This is a genomic window from Chitinophaga sp. W2I13 (assembly GCF_050434005.1).
GTDB lineage: Bacteria > Bacteroidota > Bacteroidia > Chitinophagales > Chitinophagaceae > Chitinophaga.
The window spans coordinates 4,034,984-4,049,236 of record NZ_JBNPWD010000001.1 but is presented as its reverse complement, the minus strand read 5'-3'; the positions used below and the strand labels follow the sequence as shown (position 1 = coordinate 4,049,236).

General features: G+C 47.7%; 14 protein-coding genes. 2 read left to right on the top strand and 12 right to left on the bottom strand.

Annotated features, from left to right (window positions below):
• Positions 1 to 3: 3 nt before the first annotated feature.
• The 9 genes from QFZ48_RS16895 to QFZ48_RS16855 all read right to left on the bottom strand — a co-directional run bounded on the left by QFZ48_RS16895 (position 4) and on the right by QFZ48_RS16855 (position 9,221).
• Positions 4 to 195: a hypothetical protein gene (locus QFZ48_RS16895; RefSeq protein WP_429063058.1), complete on the bottom strand. Its 192-nt coding sequence runs from the start codon at positions 193 to 195 to the stop codon at positions 4 to 6.
• 16 nt (positions 196 to 211) lie between these two features.
• Positions 212 to 721 carry a carboxypeptidase-like regulatory domain-containing protein gene (locus QFZ48_RS16890; RefSeq protein WP_429063057.1) on the bottom strand — a complete coding sequence of 170 codons (510 nt, stop codon included), beginning with the start codon at positions 719 to 721 and terminating at the stop codon, positions 212 to 214.
• A 181-nt stretch (positions 722 to 902) separates the two neighbouring features.
• Positions 903 to 1,088: a CsbD family protein gene (locus QFZ48_RS16885; RefSeq protein WP_429050900.1), complete on the bottom strand. Its 186-nt coding sequence runs from the start codon at positions 1,086 to 1,088 to the stop codon at positions 903 to 905.
• Positions 1,089 to 1,166: 78 nt separating this feature from the next.
• On the bottom strand, positions 1,167 to 2,120 hold the full coding sequence (locus QFZ48_RS16880) for an aldose 1-epimerase (RefSeq protein WP_429063056.1): 954 nt from the start codon (positions 2,118 to 2,120) through the stop codon (positions 1,167 to 1,169).
• A gap of 110 nt (positions 2,121 to 2,230) precedes the next feature.
• Positions 2,231 to 3,559 carry a xylose isomerase gene (xylA, locus tag QFZ48_RS16875; RefSeq protein ID WP_429050904.1) on the bottom strand — a complete coding sequence of 443 codons (1,329 nt, stop codon included), beginning with the start codon at positions 3,557 to 3,559 and terminating at the stop codon, positions 2,231 to 2,233.
• A gap of 46 nt (positions 3,560 to 3,605) precedes the next feature.
• Complete coding sequence (locus QFZ48_RS16870; RefSeq protein ID WP_429063055.1) at positions 3,606 to 5,084, bottom strand: xylulokinase; 1,479 nt, start codon at positions 5,082 to 5,084, stop codon at positions 3,606 to 3,608.
• A 95-nt stretch (positions 5,085 to 5,179) separates the two neighbouring features.
• Positions 5,180 to 6,865: a sodium/sugar symporter gene (locus QFZ48_RS16865; protein ID WP_429050906.1), complete on the bottom strand. Its 1,686-nt coding sequence runs from the start codon at positions 6,863 to 6,865 to the stop codon at positions 5,180 to 5,182.
• Between the two features lie 406 nt (positions 6,866 to 7,271).
• Positions 7,272 to 8,411, bottom strand: coding sequence for an NAD(P)/FAD-dependent oxidoreductase (locus tag QFZ48_RS16860; protein ID WP_429063054.1), 1,140 nt, complete (start codon positions 8,409 to 8,411; stop codon positions 7,272 to 7,274).
• A gap of 9 nt (positions 8,412 to 8,420) precedes the next feature.
• Positions 8,421 to 9,221 (bottom strand): SDR family NAD(P)-dependent oxidoreductase, encoded by an 801-nt coding sequence (locus tag QFZ48_RS16855; RefSeq protein ID WP_429050910.1) that lies wholly within the window; start codon positions 9,219 to 9,221, stop codon positions 8,421 to 8,423.
• Between the two features lie 148 nt (positions 9,222 to 9,369).
• Between QFZ48_RS16855 and QFZ48_RS16850 the strand changes: the two genes are divergently transcribed.
• The gene (locus QFZ48_RS16850) at positions 9,370 to 10,416 is read left to right on the top strand and encodes an NAD(P)-dependent alcohol dehydrogenase (RefSeq protein WP_370912361.1); all 1,047 of its coding nucleotides are present in this window, start codon (positions 9,370 to 9,372) and stop codon (positions 10,414 to 10,416) included.
• 136 nt (positions 10,417 to 10,552) lie between these two features.
• On the top strand, positions 10,553 to 11,077 hold the full coding sequence (locus QFZ48_RS16845) for an OB-fold protein (RefSeq protein ID WP_429050912.1): 525 nt from the start codon (positions 10,553 to 10,555) through the stop codon (positions 11,075 to 11,077).
• Between the two features lie 28 nt (positions 11,078 to 11,105).
• Here the strand turns inward: QFZ48_RS16845 and ilvA are convergent, their stop codons facing one another.
• From ilvA to ilvN, 3 genes are all read right to left on the bottom strand, one after another.
• Complete coding sequence (ilvA, locus tag QFZ48_RS16840) at positions 11,106 to 12,362, bottom strand: threonine ammonia-lyase IlvA (protein ID WP_429050913.1); 1,257 nt, start codon at positions 12,360 to 12,362, stop codon at positions 11,106 to 11,108.
• Between the two features lie 160 nt (positions 12,363 to 12,522).
• A complete protein-coding gene (gene ilvC, locus QFZ48_RS16835) occupies positions 12,523 to 13,569 on the bottom strand; it encodes a ketol-acid reductoisomerase (RefSeq protein WP_370912358.1) in 1,047 nt (348 codons plus the stop codon).
• Positions 13,570 to 13,697: 128 nt separating this feature from the next.
• Positions 13,698 to 14,234, bottom strand: a complete 537-nt coding sequence (gene ilvN, locus QFZ48_RS16830; protein WP_142686236.1) for an acetolactate synthase small subunit — start codon at positions 14,232 to 14,234, stop codon at positions 13,698 to 13,700.
• Between the last annotated feature and the right edge of the window lie 19 nt (positions 14,235 to 14,253).

Here is a 14,253-nt window from a genome sequence, read left to right as displayed (position 1 = left end):
TGGTTATTTCTTCAACCAGGATTTGTATTTATCAGTAATCCAGTACAACAGATCGTTGTTATTAATGGTACGCATGGTATTATAATCAGGATAATTATCCCTCATAAACAACTGGAGTGAGTCGCCTTTAAGCCCTGTTACCCGGCTTACCAATACCGGTGTAAAGCGGGAGTCTATAAACTTCTCCTTTTCCATCTTCTCATAATTCTCTTTAAACTGCCGTTTTTGTTTTTCTTTTTTGGGAGAAACGGGTAATCGGACTAAACACAATACCAGCACCTTCAGGCGTACTACCGCCAGCCAATGGCTTGTTTGGATTATCCAGGATATAGCCGTACTGGTTACGTCTTTCCATTGAATCTATCTGGTAAGGACTGTACTGGGAGGTGATTTCCACTCCTTTCAGGAACTTACCGACAGATTCCATCACCACGTTAATGGTTTGAGTACCGGAAGTTTGGGTAACAATGATCGTATCCGGCTTGTACCCTACGAAAGTAACCAGGAGCCGGTCGTTGCGGGAGGCTGATATCCTGTAATACCCTCCCTGGTCAGAAAGCGACCGCTTCCCGGAGTTGAGATTGCTGACGGTGGCATAGGGCAGCACCAGCTTGTTGCTGTCTGAAATCATCCCGGTAACAGTTACCTGGGCCTGTACCTTTGGAGCAAATGCCATACTGAATATACAGCCTAGTGCTATGATGCGCATGAAAACCTTCATATAAAATATAATAATTTTTACAGCCGAATCCCTTCCATTCTTTACAAACAGATCAGTATAGACATTGTTCATCTACCCTAATGAAGTACAAATTAAAGAAAATGCCACGGTGTTTTAAAAACAAATCCTTCCACCCCGGGGGCGGAAGGATCGCTGTATTTAAAATTTCAGGTTGTACCAATCAGGCAGACTTCAGTAAATCGATCACTTCGTCCCGGCTTTTACCCAATTTCTGCTGCAGTTTTCCGATCAATTTATCTTCCTGTCCTTCTTCGTACAACAGGTCATCGTCGGTCAGGTCTGCATACTTTTGTTTCAGGGTACCTTTTATTTCGTTCCACTTTCCTTTGATCTGTAACTTGTCCATAATCTTTCAATTTATATGGTGATATAATCGGGTTGCTTATGAACATGAAGAGCCAAAGAATATGCCATCACCCTTATTTTATAAAGATACCTGGATGCGGGTACTGAAAACCCTGCTTTCGCCGGCAGCCAGCTGAACCAGTCCGAGTCCGTTGTTAAAGGCGTCCGGCGCGCCGCTGAGGTTTTCTACAGCGATGCTGGTACGGTGCGGTGGAATATATATCTGCAGGATGGGATAGCTATTTTCGGGATAGAAGGCAATGTTGATATTTTTCTTCGGATCGTGGATCGTGGCCAGCGGTTGTGGCTTTGTGAGATCCAGTACAAAGGAATTATCCAGCTCCACGCCTTTCAACACCTTTCCTTCAACAAATTCGGTATATGGCAAAACGTTTCCTGTAGGCAGCAGTTTTTCATTGAACTCCACTATTTCTTTGGAAGCGAAGGTAAGTACCAGCTCATCTACCGGTGTACCTGTGCTGAAGTATGGATGCCAGCCATCCATCACGGGAATGGCAACGCCACTCTTATTCACGAGCGTGGTATTCAGCTGCAGGTCGTTGCCGGCCCGCAGGGTAAAGGTAGCGATGCAGTCGTATGCAAAGGGGTACCCTGCATCATCGGTTTGTTTAAAATGATGGGTAAGGGTTACCGATGCCTGCTGGTCATCTGCCTGTTGCGCTGTTACGGTAAAGGGCGCATCATATAATAAGCCGTGGATGGCATTTCCGGGTGCCAATGTTTTCTGGATAGTGTAGGGTTTGCCTTCCCAGGTATATTGTGCATCCTTCATGCGGCATGCATAGGGACTAAGTTTTACGCTTTTGAAGCTGGTGCGGAGATTTGCTTCCAGGTCGGCGATATCTTTGTAACTATCTATCAGGTTCAGTGGTCCTGTTGTATGCTTTACTTTGAAAGCATGCAGCAGTGCGCCGAAAGAAGGAATTATTTCCACCTGTGTACCTGCTTCGAGATCCTGGAGCGCAATGATGTCAAATCCTGCCTCTTGAAAAGAATGGATGCCAAATTTCATTGTTCATTATTTTGGAAGAAAAATAAAACATTTTGGGATTTTACTTTGGGATTATTTGGTAACAGCCATTTGTTGCTACCGGTAATCCAAAGCAAAATCCCAATAGTATATTAGATGCTTGCGTTGATCAGGTTTTCCAGCCATTCCTGTTTGCCGCTGGTTTGTTTAGGCTCTCCGTTTGCCACTGCAAAATTGCGGAGGTCTTCCAATGTAAGTTTACCCGCTTCAAATTCCTGTCCTTTACCGCTGTCGAAAGAAGCGTACCGGTCCTGGCGGAATTTTTTATATGGTGTGGCGGTCAATACTTTTTCTGCAACAATAGCAGCTCTTGCGAAAGTATCGATGCCACCTATGTGTGCGTGGAAGATATCTTCCAGGTCGGTGGAGTTACGACGGGTTTTTGCGTCGAAGTTTACGCCGCCGCCGGCAAATCCGCCAGCTTCGAGAATAACCAGCATGCTTTCAATGAGGTCGTTGAGGTTGGTGGGAAACTGATCGGTATCCCAGCCATTTTGCGCATCCCCGCGGTTAGCATCGATGCTGCCCAGCATCCCCGCATCTACTGCCACCTGCAGTTCGTGCTGGAAGGTATGGCCTGCGAGCGTAGCGTGGTTTACTTCGAGGTTCAGTTTGAAATCTTTATCGAGACCAAACTGGCGCAGGAAGCCGATCACTGTGGCGGCATCATAATCGTATTGGTGCTTGGTAGGCTCGCAGGGTTTAGGCTCTATAAAGAAGGTGCCTTTAAAGCCCTGTGCCCGTGCGTAATCGCGGGCCATGCCCAGGAAACGGCCCAGATGTTCCTGTTCGCGTTTCATATTGGTGTTGAGCAGGGTCATATATCCTTCACGACCGCCCCAGAATACATAGTTTTCGCCGCCCAGTGCGATGGTGGCATCCAGTGAATTTTTCACCTGGGTACCTGCATAGGCCAATACGGCGAAATCAGGATTGGTAGCAGCGCCGTTCATATAGCGCGGGTTGCTGAATACATTGGCAGTGCCCCATAACAGTTTTACACCGCTGGCTTGTTGTTTCTGTTTAGCATAGGCAACGATCTGCTGCATACGGCTTTCATATTCTGCGATGTTGGCGCCTTCGTCTACCAGGTCTATGTCATGAAAGCAGTAGTAAGGAAGCCCCATTTTGGTAATGAACTCAAAAGCTGCGTCCATCTTGTCTTTAGCACTCTGATTCGCATCCGGGGAAGCGAGCCAGGGGAATTGTTTGGTACCAGGACCAAAAGGATCACCACCTGTTCCGCAGAAGGTATGCCAGTAGGACACGGCAAAACGGAACAGTTCTTTCATAGATTTACCCGCGATGAGGCGGTTTTCATCATACCATTTATACGCCAGCGGGTTATCTGACTGTGGACCTTCAAACTGTATTTTACCAATCCCTTTGAAATACTCGTTGTTTCCTAATGTAATACTCATAACTAATATGGTTTTTTAAAATGCCAGATCTACTTATATGTTTCCGTTAATGCATCAGGGTACGGAGACCGTTCAGCCAGTTGCCATAAACATCCCGGTATTGTGATTGCAGGGCGGGATCCGGTTCTATTACTGCGAGGCATTCCATGCTACGGAAAGCATCTGCCATGCTAACATAACCGGCGCCTATTGCTGCGCCGCGGGCTGCGCCCTGTGCTCCATCTGTATTATATAGTTCTATCACAACATTGGCGGTATTGGCAAAAGCTTCCCGGAATAAGGGGCTGAGGAACATGTTGGCATGTCCGGCTCTTACGCGATGGATGCTGAGGTCCATTTCAGCCATGATATCCATGCCATAGTTCAGACCAAACACGATGCCTTCCTGTACGGCACGCATAATGTGCGCGCGGCTGTGGCGGTTGAACTCAAGGTTGCGGAGGGTAGCGCCGAGGCTCCTGTTTTCCAGGATACGTTCCGCACCATTGCCAAAAGGAAATACCTGCAGGCCGTTGGCGCCTATCGGCGCCTGTTGCGCCAGGGTATTCATTTCGGGATACGTGATATCACCTACCAGGTTTTTGAGCCAGCTGTTGGCAATGCCGGTACCATTGAGGCACATGAGCACACCGTTTCTCGTATGGGCGTGGTCGTTATTCACATGCACAAACGTGTTGACGCGACTTTGCTGGTCGAAGCTGTTTTTATCGTGCACGGCATATACTACGCCTGAGGTTCCTGCCGTGGTGGCGGCTTCACCGGGTTGCAGCACATTGAGAGAAAAAGCATTGTTAGGCTGATCGCCGGCGCGGTAGGTAACCGGTGTGCCGGGCGCCAGTTTCAGTGTAGCAGCTGCAGCCGCTGTAAGCTGGCCCTGGATGCCGAACGTAGGTACGATGGCAGACAGCAGTTGTTCGTCTATGTTATAATATTTCAGTAATGATTTGGAAACTGCATTTTCCTCAAAATCCCAGAAGGTACCTTCTGATAAGCCCGAGATGGTGGTGCAGGCTTCGCCGGTTAATTTCATGGCAATGAAATCGCCGGGCAACATTACTTTATGAATGCGTTCATAAATATGCGGTTCATTTTCCTGGATCCAGCGAAGCTTCGAGGCGGTAAAATTACCGGGTGAGTTCAGCAGGTGCTCCAGACAGTACTGTTCGCCAAGTGCTTTAAAGGCAGTATTGCCGGTATTTACAGCGCGGCTGTCGCACCAGATAATGGCCGGGCGCAGCACCTGCTGTTGTTTATCCACACACACCAATCCGTGCATCTGGTAGGCAATACCTATTCCTTTGATCTGTGCAGGATCCACTGTAAAACGGTTCAGCAGCAGTTCCGTAGCGTGAACAATTTCCTTCCACCAGCTCTCGGGGTCTTGTTCTGCCCAGTCGGCGTGTGGTACATCAATGGCCATCTCTTTTTCGGGGCAGGTGGCGGTGGCCACGCAGGCGCCGGTGTCAGCGTTAAGCAATGCTGCTTTGATAGATGATGACCCAATATCGTATCCTATAAAGTACATAACGTGAGAAATTAACAATCTGAAAAAGGACCGGATATTTTACGACAGGAAAATGTCCTAAAATATCCGGATACCAAAATAATAAAATGTTCTTATTACCAGAATACAGTATACAAGGCGATAAGGATACCTACAATCAGTAAGGCGCCCACCGTAAAGCCCAGGTTGGGTTTAAACATGCTGGCATCGATAGCCAGTCCTTTCGGATTGTTCACACTGCGTTTATCCGACAACGTGATAATGATCATACCTACTACGCACACTACAAACACCAGTCCCATACGATCGATGAAAGCCATTTCGTATAACCCGCTGTCCGGGTTCAATGCGGCAAAGCCAAGCTGATGCAAAGGTTCCAGGTTCACCCATGCCGGCATAAACTTCAGGAAGAAGGAAAGGAGTAAACCACCTATCATCGCAAACATGGCTGCGCTGGAGGTTGTCCGTTTCCAGAAAAACCCGAGGGCAAACATGGCGAATACGCCCGGAGAAACAAAGCCGGTATATTCCTGGATAAACTGGAAACCACCTTTTTTATCTATGCCAAGGAAGTTGGAGATCACGATTGCAATGATCATGGTGATAATTACCACAGCACGGCCTACGCCTACGATCTTCTTTTCATCGGCATCTTTGTTATATATCTTCTTATAAATATCCAGGGAATAAATGGTGGAAATACTGTTGGCTTTACCTGCCAGGGAAGCCACCACTGCAGCTGTTAAAGCAGCAAACGCGAGTCCTTTTAAACCGGAAGGCAGGAGATTGAGCAATACCGGGTAAGCGTTATCCGGGTTCAGGGAACCACCTTTCATCATGGATTGTGCAAAGTCACCGTGATTCTGGGCATACAGTACATAAGCCGCAATACCAGGTAATACTACGATCACCGGCATCAGGAGTTTCAGGAAGCCTGCAAACAGTAATCCCTGACGGGCAGTTTTCAGATCCGCACCCAATGCACGCTGCGTAATATATTGGTTACATCCCCAGTAGTTCAGGTTTACGATCCACATACCCCCTATCAGCACGCTCAGGCCGGGCAGATCGAGGTACTTGGGATTCTCTTTATGAAGGATCATATGGAAATGATCGCTGGCATGTTGCGTCATCAGGGAGAAGCCTCTTAATACGCCTTTTTCGCCGAAGTGCTCAGACACCAGCTGTAATGCCAGGTAGGTAGTGGCTAATCCGCCGAGGATAAGGAAAAACACCTGTATCACATCGGTGTAGCCGATCACCTTCATCCCTCCCAGTGTAATGAGGATGGCGAAGAAGGCCAGCGCCACCATACACACATAGAAGTTAATACCAGAGATCGTGGACACCGCGAGGGCGCCAAGGTACAGGATAGAAGTAAGGTTTACCACCACATACAATAACAGCCAGAAAACGGCCATGATGGTACTTACCGTTTGATTATACCTGCGTTCCAGGAACTGGGGCATGGTATAGATCTTATTTTTCAGGTAAATCGGCAGGAAAAATACTGCCACCACGATGAGCGTAGCAGCCGCCATCCATTCGTAAGTGGATATGGCCAGCCCCATACTGAATCCGTTTCCGGACATCCCGATAAACTGCTCCGCAGAAATATTGGAAGCAATGAGTGATGCGCCGATAGCCCACCAGGTAAGGGAACCTTCTGCCAGGAAAAAGTCTTTGGAATCCGTTGTGGTCTTCTTCTTTTTCTGATAGATATAGTAACCATAACCAGCCACTATTAAAAAATATACCAGGAATACCAGGTAATCAAAGATGTGTAAGGATTTTGTTTGCATAACGTTCAAACGTGGTTATAAAAAATTTAGCGGATCAATATACATAATAAATGTAAAAAATACGCTTACAATTGTTTTTTTTGCGTGAAATAAAAAAACGCGAGGGCTGCCGCGGTTTACCGGGTGTTAAAACTATACATTTAAATTGCTCATCATAGTGCATTTATGTAAAAAGAAACAATTGATACCCTTTACTTTCACAAAAGGTACCTGTGAACGGAATAAAATATCTTCCAGGTTGATTTCCTTTCCTTTATGGGGGTGGGGAATTGTCAACTGAATGCCTGGTAGCGTGGAAATAAAAAATAAATATAGAGCACAGAAAACCGGGAAGCAAGTTTTTCCGCTCCGTCGGGAAAAAACATTTTAATCAATGGGCAGGTCGGGGCAAATCCCGCGGGCGCCTTCAGGACTCCAGTGCCATTACAGCGATGTTATCCCCGATTACAGAACCGATGGCCACTCCCATTCCTCCCATGCGTACGCCCATGATCACATTATTCGTATGTGCTTTTACGATAGGTTGTTTTGTTTTACCAAAAGCCATGATACCCGTCCACTTGTCGGCTATGGTTACCTCTCTGCCGGGCAGTATTACGGTGCGCAGCAATACTTCCAGTTCGTGCTGGATCCGGTCGTTGAACCGGAAGTCGGTGGAAGTTTCCCCGGCGAAGTCGAGCTGGCGGCCACCGCCAAGCAGTACCCGTCCTTCCAGTTCCCTGAAATAATAATATCCTTCTTCCATGTGGAAAACGCCTTTAAAGGGCAGGTCTTTTACCGGTGTGGTGATCAGCACCTGTCCCCTGCCGGGCACTACTTCTTCCTCCGGGAGCAGCCGGCGGGTAAAGGCATTGGTGCAGATGAGCACCTTACGGGATGAAAAGGCAATATCTTCTTCCAGGGTATGATGCGGCACGATAACGTTCACACCTGTATGAAAATCGTCTATTGTTTTCACGGTGCAACCGGTTTTAATTTCCACTCCTTTTAATACAGCTGTATCGATCAGCGCCCGCATCATTTTGCCGGTATGCAGTTCACCCTCAAAATTATTGCGGATAAGTGCTTTTACATACGCTGAGGCAAAACCGAAAGCAGGAAGACGGTCGTTTGCCAGCGTGAATGCGGGTTCTCCGTTGAAGAGCTCACCCAGGATGTGATTTACTTCCGGGAGCTGGTGCAGGGCCCATTCTTCACGGGGGCCAATCAGTTCATGGCTGCCATTTTCCTGGTAGCCGATGGTGGTATCGCCGAGGCGGCGGCGCAGCAGGCGTAAGCCTTGCAGCCGCAGCAGGACCAGGTCCCTTACCGCATCCGCGGGCATTGTTTGCAGATCGGTCAGTATTTCGGTGAGGCTTCCGATGCAGGCGAAGCCGGCATTTTTGGTACTGGCGCCGGTGGGCAAAATGTCCCGTTCCAGCACCAGTACCCGGCAGCCGGGCGCTCTTTCTTTCAGGCTGATGGCAGCCGACAGACCAACGATACCGCTGCCGATAATGATATAGTCGTATTGCAACAAGCTTTCCTTCTCCCAGAAACTTAACATACTTGATATTTATACAGTGCCTACAGATCCGCCGTCTACCCGGAATACCGCGCCTGTGATGAAGGAGGCGTGATCAGAAGCCAGGAACGCCACTATGCTGCCGGTTTCTTCCGGGGTGCCGGGGCGGCCCAACACCTGGTAGGGACGGTTTTCTTTCAGGAATTCTTTGGCCGCTTCGGCGATAGAAATATTTTTTCCTTTTGAGATGCCTTCCAGCATTTCATCTACCAGTGGTGTTTTGATAAATGCCGGCGAAACGGTGTTTACCAGGATATTATCTTTTCCGTAATTCTGCGACAGCGTTTTTGAATAGTTATTCAATGCGGCCTTTGTAGCATTGTAATGGCCCATGTTGGGGTCCGGCTGTTCCGCATTTTCGGAGGAGATGTTGATGATCCTGCCGCCACCCTGCTTTTTCATGTGAGGAATTACCAGCTGGGTGAGCGCTACCAAGCCGAAGAAATTGACTTCAAACACCTGCCGCCACTGCGGCATGCTGATGGTGTCCAACGGACCGAATGCGTCTATACCGCCGGCGTTATTTACGAGGATATCGATGTGACCGAGCTGCTGCACCGTGGTAGTGACCAATTGCTGCAGGTCCGCTTCTTTTGTCATATCTGCTACTACCGCCAGCACGTCCAGTCCCTGCAGGCGGAACATAGCGGCTGTATCTTCCAGTTCATCGGCATTACGGGCGGTGATCACTACGGTAGCGCCTTCCTGCAACAAAGACGCCGCGATCCCTTTGCCTATACCTTTACTGCCACCGGTAACGATGGCTACCTTTCCTTTTAAATTAAGCTCCATGATCTTATATTTTAGACCAAAAATAAAAACCGGGTATCTGTTTATTACTGTATAAGTTATTGAAAAAACAGTAAAAGCAGCTGTTTAACCCCCGCAGGATTCCGGATAGTACAAATTATGTAGCTTCGGGGGACTAAAATTATACACCATGATTGCGACAAAAGCTTATGCTGTGCAGGATGCTGCATCACCCTTGGGTCCCTGGAATTTTGAACGCAGAGAGCCGGGACCGCATGATGTGCAGATTGAAATCCTTTATTGCGGGGTATGTCATTCCGATATTCACCAGGTGCGGAATGAGTGGGGCAATTCAATTTACCCGATGGTTCCCGGCCATGAAATAGTGGGGCGGATCACCAAAGTGGGTGATCATGTCACCAAATTCAAGGTAGGCGATCTGGCGGGGATAGGTTGCTTTGTGGATTCGTGCCGGGTGTGCGATCCCTGCAAATCCGGAGAGGAACAATATTGCATCACCGGTGGCGCCAGTACCTATAATGGTTACGAAATGGATAGAAAAACGCATACCTATGGCGGATATTCCACCCATATTGTAACAGACGAAAAATATACGTTGAAGGTTTCTGATAAGCTGCCGCTTGAGGGAGTAGCGCCGCTGTTATGCGCTGGCATCACCACTTATTCCCCGCTTCGCCACTGGAAAGTAGGCAAAGGTCATAAAGTAGCGGTAGTGGGTTTGGGCGGTCTGGGCCACATGGCGGTAAAGCTTGCGGCGTCTATGGGGGCTGAGGTAACGATGCTAAGCACCTCTCCCTCCAAGGAAGCGGATGCCCGCCGGCTGGGCGCCCATCATTTCGCGCTGATGACAGATAAAGCGCAGGTAAAGCAGCTCTACAGTCAATTCGATTTTATCATCAATACTATTTCCGCCCCCCACGATTACACGACTTACCTGAACCTCCTGAACCTGGATGGTGTGATGATTTGCCTGGGAGTGCCACCGGAACCGTCCGTGGTACCGGCCTTCAACCTGATCATGGGACGCAGGAGCATTGCCGGATCATTGATCGGCGGCATCCGCGAAACGCAGGAAATGCTGGACTACTGTGCGGAGCATAATATTACCAGTGATGTGGAAGTAATTAATATTAAAGATATCAATACCGCTTATGAGCGGATGCTGAAGGGTGATGTGAAGTACCGGTTTGTAATTGATATTGCCAGTTTGAAATAAGTGTAGCCGGAGTGGCCACTTTATTTATACCCGTTCCGGTAAACCGGAACGGGTATTTTTTTGTTATGCAGTTGTTAAGCAGAAATTGTCCTTTGATTTTGTTGGTATATTAGTCACTATCCCTAAATTTCCCGTTATGTCGAGTACTACCTCAAAGAACCACAACAGGTACCGGCACCTGCATTTAGCTATAATTAGCACGGTTGTTATAGCCATTGCCGGCGTTTTACTGTACTTTTTTGTTAAGCGGCACACGCCTGATTTACCGGATATCGCCGCCAACCTGCATCAGGCAGTAATGCCGGAAGAAGATACCAGTGTAGGAAAATGCGCGCAGTATCCCATCACTGCATTAGAGCTTCAAAAGCTATATCTGGCGAATGATCCGGTAGCCGTGGAAAAGTATACAAATGAAACGGTGTATATAAACGGTGTTTACATTGGTACTGGTATTAACCCGATGGGTACTGCCTACATGATCCTTAAAAGTGGCGACAGGTCTCATTCCATTAAGTGTTTTCTACAGAACAAAGAAGATATTAATTTAACGAAGGGGAGCCGCGTTTTACTGAAGGGTTATTGCCGGGGGCAGATATGGGATCTCAAAATTGAGGAGTGTGAATTACTGGATCTTCCGGTTGTAACATCGCAAAAAAAATAGCGCGCCCTTTTACGGGCGCGCCTCATCTCTATACAAGATATCCGAACAGGCTGTCGTCTTTATTGAGTTCGGTGATCTGGAAATTATATTTCTGACAATTGGCAATCAGTTTATCATAGTCCTCGCGGTTTCGCAGTTCCACCCCTACCAGCGCGGGACCTATCTCCTTATTATGTTTCTGGATATATTCAAACCGGGTGATGTCATCATCCGGGCCGAGTATATCGTTCACAAATTGTTTCAGGGCTCCCGGGCGTTGTGCAAAACGTACAATAAAATAGTGTTTCAATCCTTCATACAGGAGTGAACGTTCCTTTATTTCCTGCATGCGGTCGATGTCGTTGTTACTGCCGCTGATCACACATACTACTTTTTTCCCTTTGATTTCCGCGGCATGGTCGTCCAGTGCTGCGATGGACAAGGCGCCCGCGGGTTCTACCACAATTGCATCTTCGTTATATAACCGGAGGATGGTGGAGCACACTTTTCCTTCCGGCACGAGGTGCATTTTATCCAGCACATCTTTGCAGATTTCGTAGTTGAGGGTACCTACTCTTTTAACAGCAGCGCCATCTACAAAGCGCTCTATTTCATCGAGGGTAACGGGACCGCCGTTTTCCAGTGCGCGGAGCATAGAGGGTGCGCCTTCCGGTTCCACCCCGATGATACGGGTATTAGGGCTATATGTTTTGAAATAAGTGCCGAGGCCGGCAGCAAGACCGCCGCCGCCAACGGGTACAAAAAGAAAATCGATAGCGGACTGGTCTTCCAGGATTTCAACGGCTACGGTTCCTTGTCCTTCAATTATTTTCGGGTTGTCGAATGGCGGGATAAAGGTCATACTATTGGCTTTTGTGAAAGCCTGGGCTTCCACAGAGCAATCGTCGAAGGTATCCCCTACGAGGCGGATTTGTATATGATCGCCGCCAAACATATTTACCTGGTTAACTTTTTGTTTTGGTGTGATCACCGGCATAAACACCACGCCTTTAATATTCATGGCTTTACATGCATAAGCAAAGCCCTGGGCGTGGTTACCGGCGCTGGCGCAGGTAACGCCTTTAGCCAATAGTTCAGCAGGCAGGCTGCTGATCAGGTTATAGGCGCCGCGCAGTTTATAAGAGCGTACAATCTGCATATCCTCTCTTTTCAGATATACGTCGCAGTTATAACGCCGGGAAAGATTGGCGCTATACATCAGCGGAGTGCGGGTAACGATTGGTTTCAGTTTCACAGCCGCGTCCAGGATATTCAGGGAATTGACACTACTCATTACTTCAGACATAAAATGTAATTAATACAAATGGCAAAGCATTTTCGGGATTATCGAAATCATGGAACCTGTATTCAGTATCAGAAAGATGTATTCTTCCGTACTAAATACGAGCGCCAATAATTTCAATAATTCGAAAATGCTTTGCCATTGTAATGTATAATATTTGCTATTACGCGTTGTTAGGGCGCAGCTTACGTACGGCCGCACCAGCCTGCCACATTTCGCTTTCACGGAGTTCTTTCAGTTCTTCGTTCAGTTTCTCACGGTAATCCGGAGTGCTGTTGGAAGCGATAGAACGGGCAGCTTCTTTACCTGCAGCAACGCTGGCATACAGTTCATCAAATACAGGCTGGGTAGCAGTTTTGAACTTCTTCCACCAGTCGAGCGCACCGCGCTGAGCAGTAGTAGAACAGTTGGCATACATCCAGTCCATACCATTTTCTGCTACCAGTGGCATCAGCGACTGTGTGAGTTCTTCTACTGTTTCATTGAAAGCTTCAGAAGGTGAGTGACCATTCTTACGCAGTGTTTCGTATTGAGCAGCGAAGATACCCTGGATACAACCCATGAGAGAGCCGCGTTCGCCGGTAAGATCGGAGAAAACTTCTTTTTTGAAATCTGTTTCAAACAGGTAACCGGAACCAACACCGATACCCAGTGCTACTACGCGTTCTTTAGCGCGGCCGGTAGCGTCCTGGAAAATAGCGTAGCTGGAGTTCAGACCCTGACCAGCCAGGAACAGGCGGCGCAGTGAAGTACCGGAACCTTTTGGAGCTACCAGGATTACGTCTACATCAGCAGGAGGAATGATACCGGTTTGTTCTTTATAGGTGATACCGAAACCGTGGGAGAAGTACAGTGCTTTACCAGGAGTCAGGTGTTGCTTTAAAGTAGGCCACAGGGTGATCTGTCCGGCATCAGACAGCAGGAACTGAAGAATAGTACCTTTCTGAGCTGCTTCTTCGATATCGAATAAAGTTTCACCAGGAACCCAGCCATCAGCAACTGCTTTGTCCCAGGTTTTGGAATTTTTACGTTGACCTACAATAACATTAAAGCCATTGTCTTTCAGGTTCAGTGCCTGGCCAGGACCTTGTACGCCATAACCAATAACTGCAATCACTTCGTTCTTCAGCACTTCCCTTGCTTTTTCCATAGGGAATTCTTCTCTGGTTACTACTTGTTCGAGTACCCCTCCAAAATTGATGGTTGCCATGTGTTGTTTTTTTAGCTTTTAGCTACTAGCTGTTAGCTGTTAGCTGAGGTGTGATTTGAATGAATAATGATTAAGATGTCAGCTGCCGGCGGCTGGCCGGCAGCCAGTTATTTGCTGAAAGCACACGGCTAAATGCCGGGAGCTTCCTGTGTGTGTAATTCTTTCAGGTGCTCGTGGAAACGGCGGCTCCATTTTACAATGGCTACCCTTCCGCTCTTAGTGTACTCTATCAGGCCATATGGCTCCAGTTTCTTGATAAAGTCGGTCAGCTCCTGCTGGTGACCTGTTTTCTCGATCACAAAATAATCCGCGGTGATCGTCAGGATACGCGCATTATTTTCACGTATCAGTCTTTCAATATCACCTGTATGTAACGACCGGGTAGAAATTTTATACAGCGCCAGCTCCTGGTATACCACTTCATCTTCTTCATGCACAAAAGCGCGGTGAATTTCAATCAGCCTTTCTATCTGTCCAACTACTTTATCCAGCTTCTCACGTGTAGACATCACCGTTATTACAAACTTATACACACCGGGAATTTCTGTTTCAGCGGTGGTTAAGCTGGTGATATTAATACCCCTGCGGGTAAATATTATGGTGATACGGTTGGTTATACCTATACGGTCTTCCGTATATACCGTTACTGTATACTCTTTTTGCATATACCTGTTGTGAATTACA